General features: G+C 58.7%; 15 protein-coding genes, 1 tRNA gene and 1 pseudogene. 9 read left to right on the forward strand and 8 right to left on the reverse strand.

All coding sequences use genetic code 11. The annotated features are described in order from the left end of the window. Window positions 1-36: 36 nt before the first annotated feature. Complete coding sequence (locus J3R75_RS19355; RefSeq protein WP_307265271.1) at window positions 37-2,652, reverse strand: cellulase family glycosylhydrolase; 2,616 nt, start codon at window positions 2,650-2,652, stop codon at window positions 37-39. A 593-nt stretch (window positions 2,653-3,245) separates the two neighbouring features. Between J3R75_RS19355 and J3R75_RS19360 the strand changes: the two genes are divergently transcribed. From J3R75_RS19360 to J3R75_RS19375, 4 genes are all read left to right on the forward strand, one after another. Further along, the gene (locus J3R75_RS19360) at window positions 3,246-8,075 is read left to right on the forward strand and encodes a beta galactosidase jelly roll domain-containing protein (RefSeq protein WP_307265273.1); all 4,830 of its coding nucleotides are present in this window, start codon (window positions 3,246-3,248) and stop codon (window positions 8,073-8,075) included. 1,133 nt (window positions 8,076-9,208) lie between these two features. Next, a tRNA-Val gene (locus J3R75_RS19365) sits at window positions 9,209-9,285 on the forward strand. Window positions 9,286-9,876: 591 nt separating this feature from the next. After that, complete coding sequence (locus J3R75_RS19370; RefSeq protein WP_307265276.1) at window positions 9,877-10,161, forward strand: hypothetical protein; 285 nt, start codon at window positions 9,877-9,879, stop codon at window positions 10,159-10,161. 4 nt (window positions 10,162-10,165) lie between these two features. Continuing rightward, on the forward strand, window positions 10,166-10,426 hold the full coding sequence (locus J3R75_RS19375) for a hypothetical protein (protein ID WP_307265279.1): 261 nt from the start codon (window positions 10,166-10,168) through the stop codon (window positions 10,424-10,426). A 242-nt stretch (window positions 10,427-10,668) separates the two neighbouring features. On the opposite strand, the gene J3R75_RS19380 is transcribed toward J3R75_RS19375, so the two are convergent. After that, entirely contained in the window at window positions 10,669-11,739 is a 1,071-nt protein-coding gene (locus J3R75_RS19380) for an HTH domain-containing protein (RefSeq protein WP_307265282.1), read from the reverse strand. 512 nt (window positions 11,740-12,251) lie between these two features. Then, a complete protein-coding gene (locus J3R75_RS19385; RefSeq protein WP_307265284.1) occupies window positions 12,252-13,073 on the reverse strand; it encodes an ankyrin repeat domain-containing protein in 822 nt (273 codons plus the stop codon). A 532-nt stretch (window positions 13,074-13,605) separates the two neighbouring features. Here J3R75_RS19385 and J3R75_RS19390 point away from each other — a divergent pair. Then, window positions 13,606-15,129 (forward strand): transposase, encoded by a 1,524-nt coding sequence (locus J3R75_RS19390; RefSeq protein ID WP_307265288.1) that lies wholly within the window; start codon window positions 13,606-13,608, stop codon window positions 15,127-15,129. Here J3R75_RS19390 and tnpA read toward each other — a convergent pair. Together tnpA and J3R75_RS19400 are read right to left on the reverse strand one after the other, a co-directional pair. Then, window positions 15,053-15,391: an IS66 family insertion sequence element accessory protein TnpA gene (gene tnpA / locus J3R75_RS19395; RefSeq protein WP_307265291.1), complete on the reverse strand. Its 339-nt coding sequence runs from the start codon at window positions 15,389-15,391 to the stop codon at window positions 15,053-15,055. The two genes, J3R75_RS19390 and tnpA, sit on opposite strands and share 77 nt — an antisense overlap. A gap of 55 nt (window positions 15,392-15,446) precedes the next feature. After that, window positions 15,447-16,019 (reverse strand): annotated as a pseudogene (locus tag J3R75_RS19400) (transposase); the annotation flags it as partial. 349 nt (window positions 16,020-16,368) lie between these two features. Between J3R75_RS19400 and J3R75_RS19405 the strand changes: the two are divergent. Both J3R75_RS19405 and J3R75_RS19410 read left to right on the forward strand, forming a co-directional pair. Next, a complete protein-coding gene (locus J3R75_RS19405) occupies window positions 16,369-16,782 on the forward strand; it encodes an IS66 family transposase (RefSeq protein ID WP_370882379.1) in 414 nt (137 codons plus the stop codon). 209 nt (window positions 16,783-16,991) lie between these two features. Then, window positions 16,992-17,405, forward strand: a complete 414-nt coding sequence (locus J3R75_RS19410; protein ID WP_370882379.1) for an IS66 family transposase — start codon at window positions 16,992-16,994, stop codon at window positions 17,403-17,405. Window positions 17,406-17,663: 258 nt separating this feature from the next. Here J3R75_RS19410 and J3R75_RS19415 read toward each other — a convergent pair whose 3' ends face one another. Genes J3R75_RS19415 through J3R75_RS19425 form a run of 3 tightly spaced genes read right to left on the reverse strand, consistent with a single transcriptional unit; the run spans window position 17,664 to window position 19,139 of the window. After that, window positions 17,664-18,548, reverse strand: coding sequence for an aminoglycoside phosphotransferase family protein (locus J3R75_RS19415; RefSeq protein ID WP_307265299.1), 885 nt, complete (start codon window positions 18,546-18,548; stop codon window positions 17,664-17,666). Window positions 18,549-18,553: 5 nt separating this feature from the next. After that, the gene (locus J3R75_RS19420) at window positions 18,554-18,850 is read right to left on the reverse strand and encodes a HigA family addiction module antitoxin (RefSeq protein ID WP_307265302.1); all 297 of its coding nucleotides are present in this window, start codon (window positions 18,848-18,850) and stop codon (window positions 18,554-18,556) included. Window positions 18,851-18,860: 10 nt separating this feature from the next. Beyond that, window positions 18,861-19,139 (reverse strand): type II toxin-antitoxin system RelE/ParE family toxin, encoded by a 279-nt coding sequence (locus J3R75_RS19425; protein ID WP_307265305.1) that lies wholly within the window; start codon window positions 19,137-19,139, stop codon window positions 18,861-18,863. Window positions 19,140-19,235: 96 nt separating this feature from the next. On the opposite strand from J3R75_RS19425, the gene J3R75_RS19430 reads away from it, so the two are divergent. After that, the gene (locus J3R75_RS19430) at window positions 19,236-20,654 is read left to right on the forward strand and encodes a phage tail tape measure protein (protein ID WP_307265307.1); all 1,419 of its coding nucleotides are present in this window, start codon (window positions 19,236-19,238) and stop codon (window positions 20,652-20,654) included. An 11-nt stretch (window positions 20,655-20,665) separates the two neighbouring features. Further along, a complete protein-coding gene (locus J3R75_RS19435) occupies window positions 20,666-21,499 on the forward strand; it encodes a hypothetical protein (protein ID WP_307265309.1) in 834 nt (277 codons plus the stop codon). The last annotated feature ends 141 nt before the right edge of the window (window positions 21,500-21,640 follow it).

A 21,640-nucleotide genomic window follows, 5' to 3' on the forward strand; every position in this document is an offset into this window, starting at 1 on the left:
ATAACGGCAGGGCGTTACCCACCATAAATAAACCCTTTACGGCGTGGCCGTGGCGGGGCGTTCGAGGAGGAACCACAGGCTTCTTTCCTCATTGCCGATGCTGAAGCGGCCATCAGGAACGACACGGCTGGCCTGCGGCACGCCGTCGCCATCAAGCACGCGCAGGGTCAACGCACCGCCGGGAATGACGACGCTCATGGGCACAATCTCCGACAACTCCGGGCCCTCGCCCCAGGCTTTCGGGCCGCTCAGGCCCGTGCGGTCGTCATTCCACTTCATGCCTTGGTTCTCGGTACGGCCTGACGCCGCCAGGAGCATCTTCCGACTCTCGGCAATCGGCATGCCGTCCAGTGCCACCAGCGTCACGCAGCTGAAGGCCGGCAACGGTCGCGGCCACGGCCGCGCCGCCACGGTGATCGTCACGTCGCCCAGGCTGAACTCGCGACCGGCGACATGCCCCGTGAGCATGCGCGCCGATGGCAGATTGAGGCTTACGTACGCCCCCGCCGGATCGTCATGACGGAAGCGCAGCGCGCCGTCGTCGCTGACAATCGCGCCGTCGTCAGCCACACGCGGCAAGCCGTCGCCGCCACGCAGCACCGGGTCGCTGATGCCACCGTCGAGCATGACCGCCAGCTGCTGCGTAAACACCGCGCTTTCCTTGCCGCCGAGTTGTTCGAGGATCTGCCCGGGCCGCAGGCCCTGCCGGGCATACTCCGGCACCATCGCCGTCGGCAGCGCGATGGTCGTGCGCCGCGTGGCCGGCGCCAGGCGCCCTTGCCGGTACAGCAGCGTCGCAAAAGGCACGTGCACCAGCAGATTGGAGCGGCCGATCAAATGGAAATAACTCTGCAACGCCGTGTTGGCGTAGTCTTTGCCGAAATCGCGGTAGCTGTAGCTGAAGAAGGCGTCCCAGTCCTGCAGCGCCGCGACCACGCTGAACATGGGAAAGAGGTCCGCGCTGTGGTCGTTGGGCGCCGGAATGTTGTACTCCGACACACTAAAGGGCTTGCCCGCGACCCGCCAGCTGGCCAGCAGCGGCACCGACCCGCCATTGGCGTTGGCCAACGCCGCGCTGTTGCGAATGCGGAAGCCCGTCGAACGCCCCTTCTCGTCGCGTAGAAAATGCGGGTGTTCCCAGTAGCTGTGGATGTCGATGTAATCGCTCAGCTCGGACTCGCGCTGCAGGCCGCCCATGCGGCCATAGCTCACCTGGGTATCCGTCACCACCATGCGACAGCCAATCTCCTCTTTGAGGTATTTGACCAGGCGACGCGTGCCGGCCATCTCCGTATCAATCATAAACGCCCAGTAGTCCGTCAGGACCTCGCTGCAACTGCGGTCGCCTGGCAGTCTCACGCCCGCCTCAAGGCTCTCGCCGTCCGGCAGCCCCACGCCACCTCCACGCTGAATGCTGTAGCCGCGAATCTCCACATCGCCGGGCTTGTTGCCCAAACTCACATTGACCCGATATGGCGTGTCACTCACAGCCTCGACAATCGGCCCGAAGAACTCGAAGTCCTGCCACTCTGGCGTCAGCGCAATATTCCTTGACAGGCCCAGCGTCTGCCACGGCTCGCCATTGAGGATAATGCTGTGACTGATGCTGCTCACCGTGGCGCTGCGCGCCTGAAAGCGCACGGTGTACAGCCCCGGCGCCAGCTTGAAATTACGGATCAGCAGCTGCAGATTCCAGCCGCTCTTGCCGCTCTTGGTCGCCAACCAGCGCCAGCCGCCTTCCGGCCCGGGACTCAGAGTCGACTCGGCACCTTCGCCGTTTTCATTGTACCAGCCCATCTTTTCCGACACCAGCACCTCGCCCAACGGCTCCACGCCGCGCGACCAGGCCGCCCGCAGCGCGTCGCTGCTGCCATATTTTTTCATGAGCCACGCGGTCCACAGACGCCGGTATGCGGTCTGGAATGACTCCGGCAACAACGCGATCGATTTGCGCACATCGGCAATCATCGTGTTCTCATTATTGAGTTCCACACACATGATCGCCGGGTCTTCCGCGTAGCGCCGGCCATTGACGCTGTTCACCCGACCGAGCAGCCGCCGCGCGTAGTCTTCCTGATGGGCCAGATACTCGTCATACCAGCGATCAATATTCTTGCCGGCATGGAAAGTACGATCACCATCGGGAACCGGCTGCCCCGGATAACGCCGGTACACGTGCAAATTGATGTTCGCATACACGCCTTCGCGACCCAGCGCGTCAACGAAATGATCCAGCAGCGCCAACCGCTCGGCGGACAAAGTTCCCGCATTGGCGTCCTCCCAGATCACCTCCTTGTTGTACTCCGGGTCCATGAAATGCAAGCGCAGGCAGTTGAAGCCGTACTGCCGCAGCCGCTTCGCCAGTTTGCGCCCATCCTCAACGCTGGGAAAACATGACGTGCCCGTCACGTTCGTGCCGTAAAAACGCAACGGCACGCCGCGGTCATCCACAAAATTCTCGCCCGCCGCCCGCACAAAGCCGTTCTGCCCCGCCGGCGCCGCATTGAGAAAACCCATGTCCACCGCGCTTGCGGCCGGCAACTCCAGCCCCGGCACCGGAAAATGCACCCAGCCCGGCGTGTCGCTGCTCACCTGCGCAAACGCCATCGCCACCATAGCCAAAAAGGCCATCGTCATGTTCCGCATTGTCATCGCCATTCTCCGTGCTCGTTGTCATCACTACGCGACCTGCGCGCTAGCGCCGTCTTCCCCCGCCGTACCGTCAGGCGCTAATATTGCCGGCGCCACCACGCTTTACAACGGCCACCGCCCACCCTACAGGCCAATTTCCGTAATCAATCAGTCATTGATAACCAAAACTGTGGTGCCTCTACGAGGCACTGTCTGTTGGCAGGCTGCGTCCCCAGGCTAAAGCCTGGGGTTAAGCATGGTTAAGCGCCTACGGCGCAAAAACATGGATATTGAATGATGGCGGTTTTCGTCCCGAACCGGACAAAGCAAGTCGTCAGATGGGCCAAGTTCGGCCCGGAGGGCCGCACCATGCATAACCCCGGGTGAGGCGCCCGGAGGGCGCCGCAACCCGGGGTATGATAGCAAGTTAGAATTGCGCCCGGAGGGCGCCACATTGGCAAGACACGTCGCATCCCGCGCGCCAGCGCGAGGCATGTCGCGCATCCAATATCAATGGCTGGGGTATTACCAATCACCGCCCGGCGTGGTACGTTACCAACCTGCTGTGCCATCATTTTAAACCCTCAGCCCACCACCACCAGGAGAGTCACCCCATGCGCAAACTCATTACCGCCCTCGTCCTCTGCGCCGCCGGCGCCTTCGCCCGGCAGCTCGTCGTCAACAGCAACTTCAGCGATGACAATGGCAACCCGTCCCTCAAAGGCTGGCGAGCATCCACCAATGCCCTCGCCGCCCAGGACAGCGACGGCAAAAACAAACTCGTCATCCCAGGCCCTGATCTCAGCGCCAGCCAGACACTCAAACTCAAACCCGAAGACGCGAAAATCCAACTCAAAATGTGGATGAAAGTCACCGACGTGGTCCGCGGCAAGGAAGGCTGGCAGACCGGCCGCCTCGCCATGACGTTCCAGGACGAAAATCGCAAGATGGTCGGCCCCTGGCCCGATGTCTTTGGCATGGTCGGTACAACCGACTGGACCTACTGCGAACGAACCTACCTCATACCCAAAGGCGCCGCCTTCCTCGATTTCAGTGCCTCGAACTTCGGTAAGTCCGGCACCGTCGAATTCAAGGACATTTCCTTCACCGTCGTCGCTGAACGCATCACTGCCCCCGTTGACGCCGCCTGCCCGCCCGAAGCCGGCAACGCCATGGCCATCGCCGACGCCTGGCGCCAGCAAACTCCCACCCGCGAAAAAGTCTGCCTCAATGGCCTCTGGCAGTTCCGCCCCGTCTTGAACGCCGACAGCGAAGACAAAGTCCCCGCCGCCGGTGACAGCTGGGGCTGGTTCCGCATACCCGCCGTTTGGCCGACCACCCGCTGGACCGACGAAAGCACCCAAAACGCCATCCTCTCGCCCTACCTCGAAACCGAACTGGGCAAAGACGAGGCCCTCAGCACCCAGGCGTGGTTCCAACGCCGCTTCACCGTCCCCGCCGACTGGCAAAACCGCGATGTCGCCATCGACTTCACTCTCGTCAATACCTACGCCAAAGTCTTCGTCGACGGCGCCCCCGCCGGCGAAGTCTGGTTCCCCGGCGGCGAAGTCAATCTCAGCAAGTGGCTCATACCCGGCCAGGAACAGTCCATCGCCCTACTCGTCAAAGCCATGCCGCTGGATAACGAACGCCTCGACTTCATGGCCCCCGACCGCGTCATCGAAAGTAAGGCCTCTTTGAAACTAAAAGGCATTACCGGCGATGTCTTCCTCCACGCCCGCCCTGCCGCGCAGCGCCTCGACCACGTCGCCATCGTCCCCTCCGTGCGCAACAACAGCATCAGCTTCCAGGCCGATCTCAGCCAGAACGATGATCGCAACCTCGTCCTCAGTGCCGAGGTCTTCGCCGCCGACAACCAGCTCCTCAAGAGCTTCCGCTCCCAGCCCCTGCGCGCCTCAGACGCCAACACCAACACCATCGCCTTCACCGCGCCCTGGCGCGACGCCCCACGCTGGGATATCGACTCACCCACGCTCCTCACCGCCAAAGTCACTCTCGCCACCACCGACGGCCAGGTCGTCGATCAATTCACCCCAGTCACCTTCGGCTTCCGCGAATTCTGGGTCAATGGCCGCGACTTCATGCTCAATGGCAGCGTCATCCGCCTCCGCGCCCTCCACAACACCAATAGCAACAGCAATGCCAGCGCGGCAGCCAAGGAAGGCGCCCTCAATACTATCGAGCGCATGCGCCGCTACGGCTTCAACTTCCTCATCACCGGCAACTACAACTTCCGCGCCGGCGATATGTCCTACATCGACGGCTTGCTCGACGGCTGCCAGGAAAGCGGCATGCTCATGTCCTTCAGTCTCCCCCACGTCAGCCACTTCAACTGGAAACTACACGAGCCCGACGTCGCCAAACGCTACACCGACATGACCCGCTGGCTCATCCGCCGCGTCCAGAACAACCCAGCCGTCGTCATGTACGCCATGAACCACAATGCCACCGGCTATCACGGCGACCAAAATCCGCTCAAACTCGACGGCGTCTATCAGCCCGAGCCCAAAGACCTCGATTGGTCAAAACTCGTCCCCGATAAGGGCTTCGAACGCTGGAACCGCCGCGTCCAGGCCAAGCACTCCGAAAATATCGCCAAGTCCTTCGACTCCACCCGCCCCGTCTACCACCACGAGTCCGGCAATCTCGGCGATGTCTTCTGCATCAATATCTACCTTAACTGGTCGCCCCTCCAGGAACGCTCCGACTGGATGGAAACCTGGTCCCGCACCGGCACTAAGCCCGTCTTCTTCGTGGAATGGGGCCTGCCCCATGTCTCTACCTGGTCCAGCTACCGCGGACCAGCCTTCATCTGGCGCACTCCCGCCTTCCAAAGCCTCTGGGCCGCCGAATTCGCCGCCGCCGAACTCGGCAATGACGCCTACACCCAGGCCATGGCCGGCTCATCCGCCATCGACCGCGAAGAAAAACTCTGGGCCACCGGCGAGCCATTCCACTGGAGCAGTCTCTGCCACGCCGTCGGCAACTACCCGTTCTACGTGCCCATCATGGCCAAATACGCCCGGGACAACTGGCGCTCACACCGCACCCACGGCGTCTCCGCCATGCTCCCCTGGGATCAGGACACCCTCTGGCGCCGCAAACCCGGCACCACCACCAACTACCTGAATCCCAACGCCTACCAGGGCCTCAAGACCCCCGGCATCGTCCCCGAACGCATCACCGCAACCTGGAGCTACCTCAACGACCGCGGCGATGCCAACGATTTCTACCCCACCGAGCTGGGCAAGGAATTCCTCCGCTGGAATCAGCCACTCTGCGCCTACATCGGCGGCAAAGCCGATGAACCTACCGACAAAACCAGCGTCTACGCCCCGCGCGAAAAAGTCGCCAAGTCCATCGTCATCATCAATGATTCCCGCGCCGTACGCGTCTGCGACTATCAGTGGTCGTTCGACGGCCAATCCACCAAAGACAGCGTCAAACTCGCCGTCGGCGAAATCAAGATCATCCCCATCACCCTGCGCATGCCACGGGTCGATACGCCCCGCACCCTCGCCGTGGCCTTCGGCTGCAGTTTTGACAACGGCGTGATTTTCACCGACAGTCTCACCCTCCGCGCCCAGCCCGCCCAGCCCCGCCTCGAACTCAGCGCCACACCGCAACTCTTCGATCCCGCCGGCAAAACCCGCGACTGGCTCACACGCATCGGTCTGCGCCAAATCGATATGATCACTGCCGACAGCACGCCCGATCTTTCCCGCACGATCATCATCGGCCGCGAGGCCCTCAGCGCGGCGCCCGCCCTGCCGTGGCTCGGCGATGCCGTCCGCACCGGCCGGGTGCTGGTCTTCGAGCAAACCCAGGAGGTCCTCAGCGAACGCCTGGGCTTCCGCACCAACATCCACGGCCTGCGCGAACTCTTCGTCCGCACCCCCGACCACCCGGCCATCCGCGCCCTCGGCCGCAATCCCGACGCGCTCTTCAAATACTGGCGCGGCCACGCCACCATGACCACGCCGTTCCTCGAAGACCTGCCGCACTTCGAAACCAGCGACCCGCACTGGAACTGGCACGACTTCCGCAATACCCGCGTCTGGCGCGCCGGCAACCGCAACGCCGTCGCCTCCGTACTCATCGAAAAACCCAGCGCCGGCAACTGGACCGCACTCATCGACGGCGGCTTCGATCTCCAATACGCCCCGCTCCTGGAATGCGAACTCGAACACGGCCGCACTATCTTCTGCCAACTCGATGTCACCGCCCGCAGCGAGGACGACTTCAGCGCTACCCAACTCACCCAGGCGCTTATCAATTACCTGGACAAGGCGCCCGCCCCCAAGCCCGCCCGCAAAACCTTCTACGCCGGCAATGACCAGGGCCGCGAACTCCTCCAGCAACTCGGTGTCGCCTTCGCACCCTACGCTGACCAGTCCCTTGACGCCGACTCCCTCGTCGTCCTCGGCCCCGGCGCCTTCCAGGCCGCGCCTGCCTTGTCAGGACGTCTCGCCAGCGCCGTCGACAACGGCTGCAACACCCTTGCTCTCGGCCTCAATGCCGCGGAACTAGCTAGCATCGATCCCGAACTCGTCGCCGAAGACGGCGTCCAGGACTACGCCCAGCCACTTCCCGCCGTACTCGCGCCAGCCCTGCGCGGCGTCAGCGCCGCCGAAACCTACTGGCATACCAAACTGACCTTCACCGCCCTGCGCCTTGACGGTTTCGAATACGCCACCCACGCCGTCCTCGCCATGCCCCACGGCAATGGCCAAGGCGCCATCCAACAGGCCCCGCCGTGGCTCTTCGACTACGTGGCCAAGCCATACCTGCGCACCAGCTACCGCCGCTCGCTGTACCTCACGGCGCGACTCCTCGCTAATCTCGGCGCCGCCATGCATAACCCACTGCCAAATCTCATCGCCCAAGTACCGTCACCACGCAAAATCGACCTCAGCGATGGCTGGATCGGCATCGACGACCCCAAAAACACCGGCCGCGATCAAGGCTGGTTCAAAAGCGACTCCGACAGCGCCGCCTGGCCGCCCATTGAGGTCCCCGGGACGTTCGACACTCTCCGCCCCGAACTTTCCAACTACGACGGCCATTTCTGGTACCGCAAACGCTTCCAGACGCCCGCAAACCTCAAATTCGACGGCCTCGAACTCTACATCGGACCCGTCGATGACGAATCGTGGGTCTGGCTCAACGACACCTTCCTCGGCGAAGTCACCAAAACCACCAACCCCGACAACTACTGGAGCTTCCCCCGCCTCTACCAACTCAAACCCGGCATGCTCAAGACCGACGGCGAAAATGTCCTCACCATTCTGGTCAATGACACCTATCAACGTGGCGGCATCCTCGGCAAACCCGCCCTGCAAATCCGCGGACCCTGGCTCGATAGCTACTACCTGCAAACCCCGCAGGCCAGCGACGACCCATACCGCTACTACCGCTGGTAAACACAGCGCGCCGCCTTACTTACAAAGGGGCGAGCAGCCGGTCGCCCCTACAGATTCGCGCCTTCGCGCCTTCGCGTGAGAAAAATCTTCCTCGCCTTCCTCTTCGCGCCTTCGCGCCTTCGCGTGAGAAAAATCTTCCTTGCCTTCCTCCCGGCGGCGTGACTTGACGCGCAGCGGCAAGACATGCCGCCATCTTCCCTGTCTTCTTCGCGCCTTCGCGCCTTCGCGTGAGAAAAAAAGAGGGCGGACACGCAGGTCCGCCCCTACACCGCGCCCCCGCGCCTTCGCGTGAGATAAAAATCTTCCTCCCGGCGGCGTGGCTTGACGCGCAGCGGCAAGACATGCCGCCATCTTCCCTGTCTTCTTCGCGCCTTCGCGCCTTCGCGTGAGATAAAAAAGAGGGCGGACACGCAGGTCCGCCCCTACACCGCGCCCTCGCGCCCTCGCGTGAGATAAAAATCTTCCTCCCGGCGGCGTGGCTTGACGCGCAGCGGCAAGACATGCCGCCATCTTCCCTGTCTTCTTCGCGCCTTCGCGCCTTCGCGTGAGAAAAATCTTCCTTGCCTTCTTCTTCGCGCCTTCGCGCCTTCGCGTGAGAAAAATCTTCCTTGCCTTCCTCCCGGCGGCGTGACTTGACGCGCAGCGGCAAGACATGCCGCCATCTTCCCTGTCTTCTTCGCGCCTTCGCGCCTTCGCGTGAGAAAAAAAGAGGGCGGACACGCAGGTCCGCCCCTACACCGCGCCCTCGCGCCTTCGCGTGAGATAAAAATCTTCCTCCCGGCGGCGTGACTTGACGCGCAGCGGCAAGACATGCCGCCATCTTCCCTGTCTTCTTCGCGCCTTCGCGCCTTCGCGTGAGAAAAAAAGAGGGCGGACACGCAGGTCCGCCCCTACACCGCGCCCTCGCGCCTTCGCGTGAGATAAAAATCTTCCTCCCGGCGGCGTGGCTTGACGCGCAGCGGCAAGACATGCCGCCATCTTCCCTGTCTTCTTCGCGCCTTCGCGCCTTCGCGTGAGAAAAATCTGCGTCAATCTGCGGAATCTGCGGACAAAAAACACTCCCCATTGCGTGTTTGAGGTTGCAAACACCCGAAATGCGGATAGTTTAAAGCTTGTTCCATTACTGCTACCCTGCGCGCATAGTTCAGCTGGTTAGAACGCTATCTTCACACGGTAGAGGTCACAGGTTCGAATCCTGTTGCGCGCACCAGCCAATATCCAAGAAGCCTCCCGGACTCCACCGGGAGGCTTCTTGGTTCCACGCGCAAAGCCCCTTGTCCCACAGGCTTTTGCAACTCTCCGTCCTTCTCCGTTCGCCAACAGAGAAGGCCCTTTCCCGCCCCCCCCGGCCGCCTTTTCCGGCCCGCCCCGGCCAAATTCTCCGCCAAGTAGAATCCCGGGACTCCGCTATGCGTGGCACATCCATAACCATATGGAGAAAAGATACTTCCAGAAACACATTTTTGCCGTTTCTGGCCATTCTCCGTTTTGGCCATTCGCCGTGACCTCCGCGTTTTGTGCCCCGCGCCGCCAACGGCGAATCACCGCCCCCGCCATTCAGCCACAAAATCCCCCCGTCCCTCCCAATCCCGCCATCGCCATTCGCAATCATCTGCCCAGCGAAACGCCATCCAACCACGCCGCAAATGGCCGCCGCCCCTCGCCGCTCAGGCAAAGGCGGACTGCTGCAACAACGCCTTTCCGCCATCTCGCCCAAGCGCCTGGGTAAAGCCCCAGCCGCCGGCAATTAGGCGACGGCATATCGCTCCGGCAGCCACAGCATCAGCAGGTGGCCGGCCTCGTGACAAACGGTAATCGTGAGTTCAGCGATGGCGGTATGCCGTGGCGTTCCTTCATGGTAACTCGCAGGATTTATGTTATGGTCCACGTTAACGAGCGTGATTGGCCGGAAGATGATCGCAAACTGCTGCGAAAATTTGACATTACCATGCTGAGCAGGTTTGCGGAGCTGAGACCAGCTGAATTTATTACGGAGGCGTTTGTAGCGCAGCAGACAAAGCCGCGATTGTCGAAGGAGCTTATTGAGCTTCTTGCAAAACTCCCACAAGCACAAATGAAAGGATGACAAGATGATTTACGATGATCTCAAAGGAAACAAATGGCTTGACTGGCTTGAAGATGAAAGTGATGAACTGGGTTATCGTTATGTCCTTGCCGTTACCCCCGACGACATTCTTGAGGTGTTGGTTGACCAGGACATCGATGCTCGCCTCGGAAATTACTTTTTTTGCAACTTCAGCCGCGTCCCGGCTGAACGCTTTTGCCCCATTCGCGACCGCCTGATGAAGAAGCGCGGCCTGACTAAAAAACGCCTTAGATACGATGATTGAAATAAACAAACAAGTTTTACGCCAAAGGGGGGCCAACCGATGCCGAAAATGATGTGTCATCTGTTACTGCTGCTGTTTTTGCTGACGACGGCCTTGGTTGGGGTTGAGTCATAATTTTGTTCAACGATTCGTTCTCGCTCTTCTGCCTCAAAACCTCTCCGCCAGTTCAACCAGCCCCACCCGTGCTGGTGCCACAACGCCCGCTGGCAGCGGCTTGAAGTCCCAGCCGCTGGCTGCGCATGTCAATCGTCGCCGAGGGGCACAACCTCCGAAGGAGCGGTCTCGTCGTCAAGCTCGAAGAGGTCAGAAGCAATGCGACGGACGCCGATGTCGTGCTCCATAAGGAGTACCACGAGTTGTTCGCCGTTCATCAGGGCGATAGGCGTTTTGTCCGCTTGGGCGGCTTCCCTGGCAGCCCCGGGACTGAAATCGCTGGTGGTGATGATTAGGCCGTGTTCATGTGCGCCCAGGCTGCCCCGCACCTGCTGCACGACGGGGGCCTGGATGTTGTTTTTGAGTTTCCATTTCTTGACTTGGACGGCCATCTTGATGCGCACAACGTCTCCCACCACCAAGGTGCCCCGGACGTCAATGCCACCGTCTCCAGATAGTCTGGTTGCCTCAATCATGTCGAAGCCCATTTCAGCCAACAGCTCAGCAACAAGCTCTTCAAACTCGCCGGGCGTCATCGCCATCAAGCGTTCTCGTAGCTTTTTGCGAATCTGCTCGTTGTGCTGCTCGATCTGAAAGGCCAACCCCTGCCGCATCCATTGGCTCAAGCCTACATAGCCACGCCCGTGCTGGACAAAGCGAGGACGCTCACCGCGCTTTTGCTGACGCTTGATATCGGTGATCAGCTGGGCGTACATGGTGGCTTCAGGCGTTTTGCCGCTGGACTGCAGCCAACCTCCAGCAATGGCCTTTTCGGTGATCACCCGATAATGCATTGGCTTTTTATTACCAAATTGTTCCAGAACCTTCTGGGCGCAAGTGGTGAAGGATAAGCCTGTCTTCACGACTGGGGGCGAAGGCTTTTTGCCGACCTTCACTGGGACAGGCTCATCTTTGGTCGCTGCAGTCGCCACACAAACAGGCTCACGAAGCGCAAAGGTCTGATGAGCGACCTTGACAAAGGGTGACTTGTCGCCGTTCTTCTTGATGTCGGAATAGAGTTGCGCGCTCACCGTGGCTTCGGGGGTCTTGCCACTGGGCTGCCAAAGACCGGCAGCGACGATTTGTTCCGTGATGGCTTTCGCGTGCAAGGATGATTGTGCTTTTCTGAGCACTTCAATGGCAGCGGTCTTTACAGACATGTACCTATTCTCCCACTATTGCCTATCTGCCCCTTCACCGTTTCCGCCATCTCCTCCAGCCCCATCCTTGCTGGTGCCACAAAGCCCGCTGGAAGCGGTTTGAAGTCCCAGCCGATGAAACCGCCCGCGCGGCATGCGCCAGCGGAAAGTACGGGCCACAGCGCGGCACACAAGGTCTGATTTCGGTGGTCGCTTCAAGGGCAATGCCGTTTTTCGCGTTCAGAACAGATAAATCAACAATCGAATCAACAGAAAAACAAGAATTCCTTGGGCAAGAATGAACAGGATGAGTTTTGGTTTGGATTTTGTTCCGGCCGGCCTGCAATCTGCCATGACTGCCGCCAAGGCATGCAAGCCGATATACAGGAAAATGAGGACAAGGAATAACATCGCGGAAGCCTTATGCTCACATTATGTATACTTGCTCCTGCAGGGGAAGATACTCTCAAGCCTTAAGTAGCCTGGGAGACTGCGGCATGCTGTGGCAGGGCGTCTCGTTATACAATACTGGTTCATTCAGGATAATCGACCGCCCCCTGACCCCGAAGATAATAAAGAATTTCATGCGTTACCCCATCACCGATGTCGGCATCTAATTCGTCATAGCGGGAATACAGGGCACGCAGCATCGACACTCCCTGGTCATTTTTTACGTTAACATTTGCTCCATGCTCACACAAGTATTGCACTTTGTCATCTTGGCCACTGTTAGCAGCGTAAAACAATGCTGGGTACCCCCCCTTCTTTCGCGCATTGACATCGACATGGCAAACTTCAACGAGATATTCCATGATATCCATATCCGCAAGATGGGCATCGGACGCAGTGATGAGGGCGGTTGAATCACCATTTTCCATTGCTTCCGGATTGCATTGACACGTTTCAATGAAGTATCGGACAGTGGGGAGATCACCATCATATATCGCGCCATGAAGCGGAATATTCCCCCGGCAATCTTTGGCATTGGGGTCACAGTGACACTCTTCAACCAGGTAACGCACGCCTTCCAGCCAACCATTATCCGCAGCAATATGCAAGGTAGAACTGCCGTCAGCATTAAATAAGTTTGCGTTGAAGTGGCAGGATTCAATGCAAAAACGTAGAAAATCCATTTTGCATCGACAAAAGATGTGCCAAAAAATTGCCAGTTGTAAAGATTCTGAATAATCTGTATCCATCCATGAATACAGTTTCTTCGCCTGTTTCAGATCGCCATAATCAATGGCTTTCTTCCACAAAATCAGCTGCTGCAGTTCAGAAGGTGATAAATTCTTGGGTATGAAGAAGTCTTCCACGTCGCTTTCCGACTGAATCGTTATGTAACTTCTTGCCATCTGTTGCCCCCGTAGCGATGAAAGGCCAGCCCGTTTTTTAGTCCCAATAGCTAACGTCTATAGTCTTCGGGCCAGGACAACCGCATTTCTCGCATCTCCATGGCTTTTTTGCATGATTCCTGTATTGAACAGGCCGTAAAATATTATGGCATTTTGTGCAGAAATACCTTGGCGTATAAGCAAGATTTTTTGAGATGATCGAAAAATTCAGATAATTGTCCTACGCATGGCAGATATGGCCCGAATCGCGAACAAATCACATCATCTGATCGGCCAAGTTCGGCCCGGAGGGCCGTACCATGCATATCCCCGGGTGAGGTGCCCGAAGGGCGCCGCAACCCGGGGTAGGACAACAACATAGGATTGCGCCTGGAGGGCGCCACATTGACTTAGCACGAGGTCATCCGAAAAGCCCTCTCGCGTGCGCGCATTATGCGCGCACGCGAGAGACAAATCAAAAAAAAGTGCCACATTATGCTGAACGCGATCGAATTCCGCGAAGAAAGGTCGCACAAACATAATGGGGCACGCCATGGAATGTATTTTTCTCTTTCCAAATTACCAGTTGTTTTCGACCACTCCCGACAGCGACTTGGCTGATTTCGCTGCGGAGATGCTGGCTTTCATCGACCGCCATGGCGAGTTGCTGCCGCTGATTGACGCCGACCTGGATGCCTACGGTTTGCGGAAGAAGGCCCAGCGTGCGCGCCAGCGGCAAGCGGCACGGGCAGTCTTGCCAGCCTTGCCGGCCTTGCTGAGTAACATCCCCGAGGCGGAGCCCAGCGTCGCCCCCCGTACCCTTGAGACTGGTCGCCCCAGAATGCCGGCATTGGTCGTCTTTCTCTTTCTGCTCATGCGCGGCCGCTACGGTTCGGTCAGCGACCAGGACGCCTGCGAGCGCTTCTGCGAGTACAAGACGATCGAGGCCGTGCTGTCGCCTCGCGGTCTTCGCCTGCCATCGCGTCAGGCGCTGGTCGACAACCTCAACGCCGTGACCAACGCGACGCGGCAGGCCATACTGGATGCCCAGCTCCAGGACTGCCTGACCGAGGAGCTTGACGACTTCAAGGAAATCTGCGTTGACAGCACGGCGGTGTGCGCCAACTCGGCGTTTCCCAATGACGCCAGCTTGGCCGCTCGCAGCCTGCAGCGAGCCTTCATCGAGCTTTGGACCTTGCGGGAGCAGGGAGTGGTCACGTTCACCGATGGCTGGATGCCAAGCTGGAAAGACACGATTGTCTGCCTGGCGCGTGACATCAACATGGCCCGCGGCAAGAAGGCTCCGAGCAAAAGACGGAAGTTGTATCGCAAGATGCTTGACACGATGGACAAGGCCATGGCACCCATGAAAGAGCTCTACAAGACCTTGTTCGCAGAAGACGCGGCCCGGCTGGCTCCGCAGCTTCAGGCCAAGCGGGAGCGACACCTGCTCGATGGCGTACAGGCCCTCGTCAACGCCTGGAAGGCCGGCAATCAAATCCGGCGCCGGGTGTTCAATCACGAGGCCGTGCCCATGGACGAGAAGTTGCTCAGCCTGGCCGACGCCGACGCGGCCCTGATCATCAAAGGCGACCGCGAAACCGTACTTGGCTACCGTCCCGGTCTGGCCCGCAGCCGCGCGGGCTTCATCGTCGACCTGGCGCTGGACAAGGGCAATACCGCCGACAGCGGCGTGCTGGTCAAGACGATCGAAGCCGTCACCGGCCGCGTGGGCGACGTGCCGGAAAAGGTCACCACGGACGATGGCTACGCCTCGCAGAAAAACCGCGAGGCAGCGCTCAAACTGGGCGTCAAGCTGATCACCTTCTCCGGCGCCAAGGGCAAGAAGATCACCCCGGCCGGGGAATGGGACAGCGCCGAGGCCATTGAGCAACGCGCGCGACGCTCCGCCGTGGAGTCCCTCATGGCGGTCATGAAGGATGGCTACTTCTTCGCCAGAATGCGGGGATATGGGCTGGGCGAACGCTTACGGGACAACATCAGTCCGCCTCCAGACCCGACAGGACGGCCAGCGCCCGGGACAGCACCGACGGATCGAAGCCGGCTTTCAGACTGATCCGACAACGTCCGCACTCAATGGCCACGCCGCTGTCCGCGACCTGCCGCGGCGGCTCGGATAGCTCCACGAGCGAAAAAGTCGGGGCAGGCGCATCCGGGACGGACAAGCTGGCGGCGCCGTCAATCGTGGCCAGGCGGCGACGCCAGTACACCGCCTGATGATAGTTGAGCCCCTTGTCACGACAATAGCGACTCAAAGGCATTCCGGACGACGAATGGGCGGACAAGGCGTCACGCCAAGCAGTTTCACGGTCGGTCATTGGGCAGTCTCCTCTGTTGGTTTCAGGACTGCCAATTAACCTAAACGCATCAGAATTTCCTGCTTAATGGGCTGGGCGAGCGCTTACTCAGCAGGGCCGTATCCAGCACATTGCCATCCCGGCGCACCTTTTCGTAGCGGGCGTCAACCAGAAGGACTTCTACCGGTTCGGACAACGGGCATTCCCGCCAGGCGGTCAGGGTCGCATCCAACGTCGCCGTGGCTTTGCTGACCTGGGATGCACTGACCTCCAGACCACACATTTTCTCCAATATCGCGGTGACGTTCCTGGTTGCGACGCCCTGCACGTACATCTCAGCCATGGCCACCGTCAGGGCTCGCTCACTGCGGAGTCCGCGTTCCAGGCAGGAGGGATAAAAATCAGAATCCCGCGTCTGAGGGACATCCAGAGCGATGCTGCCAACTCTGGTATGAACCGTCTTGTTTTTGTAGCCATTGGCGTAGCCGACACGTTCGGCTGAACGCTGATAGCTGGAGGCGTGAAGGTGGTTCTCGCGTTCGAGTCTCATGGCCTCGTTGAGCATGACGCGAAGCGATTCGGCAATGCCGTCGAGTCCGTGCTCCAAAATGGATTGCAGAATGGAATTTTCAGTGGTACATTCAGACATTGTGGTAAGTCCTTTCCGAGACGTGTTTGTTGGTAGCTTAGACGACTCGGGAAACTTACCACTTTTTTTTGCCCAGGCAAGCCGGTCAGGCACTGGTGGCGACCCGACTCCGACGAGATGGTGTCCCATTCTCGTCGGGTCGCCACAGGCGCACCATGGCCTGCATGAGCGTCAAAAGGCGTTACGCGCGACCAGTCGCCTGAAGAGCGACCGTTCCGCGTATTTACAGAAAATCACGCACACTCCCCCCCGCCCAGTCCCGCCATCGCCATTCGCAATCCCCTGCCCAGCGAAACGCAATCCAACCACGCCGCAAATGGCCACAGCCCCTCGCCGCCAGAGGCGGACTATGAAAGCAGCGGGGAATTGGGTAGAGCTGGTCGAGCAGTTCTTCGCGCTGTGTGACGACATCGTCCGCCGGCGTCTGCCACCGACCTCCATGCTCGTCCGGGCCGCCGTCTACGCGCTCAAGCAACGCCAGGAGCTCTCCGTGTTCCTGATTGACCCACGCGTGAACATCGACAACAATCCGGCCGAGAACGCCATTCGTCCCTGGGCACTGGGACGCAAAAATTGGCTCTTTGTTGGCAACGAACGCGGCGGCGAAAAATCCGCCATCATCGCCAGCCTCGTGGCCACCTGCAAAGATAACAAAGTCGACTTCAAGGCTTGGCTCGAAGACGTCCTCACTCGCCTCGGCACCACCCGGCATGACGACATTGACTCCTTGCTGCCACACAACTGGACTCCCGCACGCAACTAATACCACCCGCACACTATCGCGCCACCGCCCCGATCCGCTTCACGCGGACCGGGGCTTTTCGCGTTCAGGTGCTAATGTAATCACGCGAAGCTTGCCCGGGAATATGGGCTGGGCGAACGCTTACATCGCCATTCGCAATCCCCTGCCCAGCGAAACGCAATCCAACCACGCCGCAAATGGCCACAGCCCCTCGCCGCCAGAGGCGGACTATGAAAGCAGCGGGGAATTGGGTAGAGCTGGTCGAGCAGTTCTTCGCGCTGTGTGACGACATCGTCCGCCGGCGTCTGCCACCGACCTCCATGCTCGTCCGGGCCGCCGTCTACGCGCTCAAGCAACGCCAGGAGCTCTCCGTGTTCCTGATTGACCCACGCGTGAACATCGACAACAATCCGGCCGAGAACGCCATTCGTCCCTGGGCACTGGGACGAAAAAATTGGCTCTTTGTTGGCAACGAACGCGGCGGCGAAAAATCCGCCATCATCGCCAGTCTCGTGGCCACCTGCAAAGACAACAAGGTCGACTTCAAGGCTTGGCTCGAAGACGTCCTCACTCGCCTCGGCACTACCCGGCATGACGACATTGACTCCTTGCTGCCACACAACTGGACTCCCGCACGCAACTGACACCACCCGCACACTATCGCGCCGACGCCCCGATCCGCTTCACGCGGACCGGGGCTTGTCGCGTTCAGGTGCTAATGTAATCACGCGAAACACATGCGGGGATATGGGCTGGGCGAACGCTTACGCCGGAGCCGCGTATGTCGAAGTCACCGCCGAGACATCGAAGCTCCAGCGGAATCTCACCGACGGCATTGGATGGAAGTTTCTGCTGTACTAAGCGGCAATAACTCGGGTTGAATTATAAACAACATGAAAGAATCAATGTTTCTTACAGTTCATATACCAAGTTGGAATTGTATTCTTCATGCCATCGTACCACCCTAAAATTTCCGCTGCCTGATTCTTCATAATGTCAATTTCTTTCATTCCGAATGGAATAGCCCAAGGAATTGATGAAAGCGTATTACTCGCGATATACAGAGCAAGCAAGTCCCAAAAAACATGTGGTGCTGATGCTGAGAAATAACCGTCGATCATGCCGCATGCAAAAAAATGGCTTTGCTGTGCAGACCATACTATACGGTTAAATTCTTCCCATGGATCACCAAAGTCGTCGCGGTCAAAATCAATGATAATCAACTGCCCTGTTCGATTAAGCATCATATTACCAACATGATAATCACCATGCTGATAACATTGCGGTCGTCCCTCAAGTAGATGCCGATGAGCATTGATATATTGAATCATCAATTCAGAACCATCAAATTTTATAGGGCAGTCATGATACCCTCTTATTTTTTTATCGATTTTTCTGCTGAAACGGTTTTCCCATTTCTCAAAATCGTTAGGAGCCGGGATAGAGTGAATTTTCTTTAAAAGGCTTCCGGCCTCCATTCCATAGGCATATTGATCTGGGTTCGATAAAGCTATGATTTCAGATTCTAGATCAACACCATCGATCCAAGATTGGAGTGAATAACAACCATCTTGACAGATGCCGAATTCAATAGGTTCGCACATTGGCACGCCAAGTGCAGAGGTTTGCCTCATTAACTCAAAATTGGCTTTTTTGGAGTCATATTTGTTGATTGACGAAATACGGAGAAAATACTTATTGCCAATGTGATCCTCAACTAAAAATTTTTTATCAGCCGACCAGCCTTGCAAAATCGGTTCCATCTTTGAAAAATTAAAATCTTTCATAGGTATCATGCCAAAGCTAGTTGCGGAATTGCGGCAATCTCTTTTTCAGATTGCGAGGCAGCAACACACAAATCATAATTGGATTGTAGGTTGCTCCAGAATTCCGGACCAGTTCCAAAGTATTTTCCGAGCCGCAATGCGGTGTCCGCCGTGATTGCTCTTGTTCCCTTCACGATGGCATTGATTCTCGGAGTCGGCACGTGAATATCCATCGCCAGCTTGTTCTGGCTGATATTCATCGGTTTCAAAAACTCCTCGGAGAGAATCTCGCCCGGATGGATCAAATTTTTTGTTCTAATCATGATTCACCTCCTAATGGTAGTCAACGATTTCAACATTATAGACGTTTCCTTCATACCATGTGAAGCAGATGCGCCATTGATCGTTGATGCGGATGCTGTACTGCCCTTCGCGTTTGCCGTGCAAAGCCTCTAAGCGGTTGCCTGGCGGAATCCGCAACGATTCCACATTGACCGCCGCTTCGAGCATGTCCAGTTTTCGCAGGGCGATACGTTCAAAAGCCCTGAACCTCCGGCTCTCGCCAGTCTCTTTCAGATGCTGCGTCTCTCGGCATTTATAGCTTTTGATCATCCGTTCATCATTCTCCTGTAAAAACAATATACCACCATTTGGCGTTAAACGCAAGACGTAAAACGTGAAAGATTCAAAAAAACTTCCGGAGGGCATATGTCATTGTCATCGAACATCCGCGCCGGAGCGGCCTACGTCGAGGTTACCGCCGAAACGAGCAAGCTCCAGCGCAACCAGAGCGTCGCGCAGGAGCAGCTCAAGAACTTCGGGCGTTCCAGCGACTCCATCGGCAAGGATCTGCTGATGCTCTCCGGAGCGATGGCGCTGCCGTTCGTCCTGGCGGTGAAAGGCTTCACCGGGTTCGACGACCAGATGCGCCTGGCGAAAGCGGTGACCAAAGCGACCGCCTCCGAGTTCGAATCGATGACGAAGGTCGCCGAGAAGCTCGGACGGGAAACCTCCTTCACCGCGAAGGAAGTGGCAGACGGCATGGTTTCGCTGGGCCGCATGGGCTTCTCCCCGAAGGAAATCGAGGAGGCCATCCAGCCGACGCTCGACCTGGCCCGCGCCACCGGAACGGAACTTGGCGAGGCCGCCGATATCGCGGCGAACTCCATGCGCATCTTCGGCATCGAGGCGGGCAGAATGTCCGAAGTCGCCGACGTGCTGACGGCCACGGCGAACGGTTCGGCGCAGACGCTGACCGATCTCTTCGAAGCCTTGAAGATGGCCGGACCGCAGGCGAAAGCCGCCGGGGAGAACATCCGGGACACCAGCGCGGCTCTCGGCATTCTCGCAAACATGGGCATCAAAGGCTCGCTGGCCGGAACGGCGCTCCGCAAGAGCTATTCGCAGTTCGCGAGCGTCAAGGTTCAGGATCAGCTCAAAGCGGTCGGCGTGGAAACCGTCGACGCCAACGGCGATCTCCGCAAGATGGCCGACATCATGGCCGACATCGGCAAAGTCATGGCGGCGATGCCGAGCGCGGACAAGATCGCGTTCGCCGAGGAGATTTTCGACATTCGCGGTTCGCTGGCCGGACTGTCCCTTGGCGGCAACGTCAAGGAACTGGAAGCCTTTATCGCGAAACTTCAGGACATCGGCGGCACGGCGCGGGCGACCGCAAAGGAAATGGACGATGGGTTGGGCGGTTCGTTCCGTCAATTGATGAGCGCGGTCGAAGGCGCGATGAACGCCATCGCCAAGGCCATGGAGGGGACGCTCAAGCCGCTGGTGGACAAACTGACCGCCGCAACGCTCGCCGTGGTCGAATGGATCGAGGCGAACGCCGGGACGGTCACCGCCCTGGCCGCGGCGGTCGCGGGAACGGCGGCGCTGGGCGTGGCGCTGATCGTTGTCGGCACGGCGGCGAAAGCCATGGCGGCCGGTCTTGCCGTGGCGCAGACGACGCTGAAGGCTTTCACCTTCCTACAGGGATTGTGTGTTGCTCGAGGTCATCCGAAAAGCCCTCGCGCGTGCGCGCATTATGCGCGCACGCGCGAGACAAATCAAAAAAAAGTGCCACATTATGCTGAACGCGATCGAATTCCGCGAAGAAAGGTCGCACAAACATAATGGGGCACGCCATGGAATGTATTTTTCTCTTTCCAAATTACCAGTTGTTTTCGACCACTCCCGACAGCGACTTGGCTGATTTCGCTGCGGAGATGCTGGCTTTCATCGACCGCCATGGCGAGTTGCTGCCGCTGATTGACGCCGACCTGGATGCCTACGGTTTGCGGAAGAAGGCCCAGCGTGCGCGCCAGCGGCAAGCGGCACGGGCAGTCTTGCCAGCCTTGCCGGCCTTGCTGAGTAACATCCCCGAGGCGGAGCCCAGCGTCGCCCCCCGTACCCTTGAGACTGGTCGCCCCAGAATGCCGGCATTGGTCGTCTTTCTCTTTCTGCTCATGCGCGGCCGCTACGGTTCGGTCAGCGACCAGGACGCCTGCGAGCGCTTCTGCGAGTACAAGACGATCGAGGCCGTGCTGTCGCCTCGCGGTCTTCGCCTGCCATCGCGTCAGGCGCTGGTCGACAACCTCAACGCCGTGACCAACGCGACGCGGCAGGCCATACTGGATGCCCAGCTCCAGGACTGCCTGACCGAGGAGCTTGACGACTTCAAGGAAATCTGCGTTGACAGCACGGCGGTGTGCGCCAACTCGGCGTTTCCCAATGACGCCAGTCTGGCCGCTCGCAGCCTGCAGCGAGCCTTCATCGAGCTTTGGACCTTGCGGGAGCAGGGAGTGGTCACGTTCACCGATGGCTGGATGCCAAGCTGGAAAGACACGATTGTCTGCCTGGCGCGTGACATCAACATGGCCCGCGGCAAGAAGGCTCCGAGCAAAAGACGGAAGTTGTATCGTGCCACGGGTCGCTTCATACTGAGCCACTCATGGCTCGCATCTTCCCTTGCCACCTGACAACCGTACAACCCGCGTTTGGGATTGCAACGACGATGTTCCTTTTTTGTTGATATTGTGGATGTTGTGTTCGTTCATTTCTGCCTTTTTCTCTGTTTGGCGGCCTCCTTTCCATTTTGAAACTGAGCCACCCGGTTTGGC

It is taken from the genome of Oligosphaera ethanolica, assembly GCF_030814695.1.
Taxonomy (GTDB): domain Bacteria; phylum Verrucomicrobiota; class Lentisphaeria; order Oligosphaerales; family Oligosphaeraceae; genus Oligosphaera; species Oligosphaera ethanolica.

Coding starts and splice junctions, on each gene's coding strand:
- tnpA (WP_307265291.1), bottom strand. CDS start 15,391: ATGACCGACCGTGAAACTGCTTGGCGTGACGCCTTGTCCGCCCATTCG.
- J3R75_RS19430 (WP_307265307.1), top strand. CDS start 19,236: ATGTCATTGTCATCGAACATCCGCGCCGGAGCGGCCTACGTCGAGGTT.
- J3R75_RS19410 (WP_370882379.1), top strand. CDS start 16,992: ATGAAAGCAGCGGGGAATTGGGTAGAGCTGGTCGAGCAGTTCTTCGCG.
- J3R75_RS19380 (WP_307265282.1), bottom strand. CDS start 11,739: ATGTCTGTAAAGACCGCTGCCATTGAAGTGCTCAGAAAAGCACAATCA.
- J3R75_RS19435 (WP_307265309.1), top strand. CDS start 20,666: ATGGAATGTATTTTTCTCTTTCCAAATTACCAGTTGTTTTCGACCACT.
- J3R75_RS19375 (WP_307265279.1), top strand. CDS start 10,166: ATGATTTACGATGATCTCAAAGGAAACAAATGGCTTGACTGGCTTGAA.
- J3R75_RS19360 (WP_307265273.1), top strand. CDS start 3,246: ATGCGCAAACTCATTACCGCCCTCGTCCTCTGCGCCGCCGGCGCCTTC.
- J3R75_RS19355 (WP_307265271.1), bottom strand. CDS start 2,652: ATGACAATGCGGAACATGACGATGGCCTTTTTGGCTATGGTGGCGATG.
- J3R75_RS19405 (WP_370882379.1), top strand. CDS start 16,369: ATGAAAGCAGCGGGGAATTGGGTAGAGCTGGTCGAGCAGTTCTTCGCG.
- J3R75_RS19420 (WP_307265302.1), bottom strand. CDS start 18,850: ATGATTAGAACAAAAAATTTGATCCATCCGGGCGAGATTCTCTCCGAG.
- J3R75_RS19385 (WP_307265284.1), bottom strand. CDS start 13,073: ATGGCAAGAAGTTACATAACGATTCAGTCGGAAAGCGACGTGGAAGAC.
- J3R75_RS19415 (WP_307265299.1), bottom strand. CDS start 18,548: ATGAAAGATTTTAATTTTTCAAAGATGGAACCGATTTTGCAAGGCTGG.
- J3R75_RS19425 (WP_307265305.1), bottom strand. CDS start 19,139: ATGATCAAAAGCTATAAATGCCGAGAGACGCAGCATCTGAAAGAGACT.
- J3R75_RS19390 (WP_307265288.1), top strand. CDS start 13,606: ATGGAATGTATTTTTCTCTTTCCAAATTACCAGTTGTTTTCGACCACT.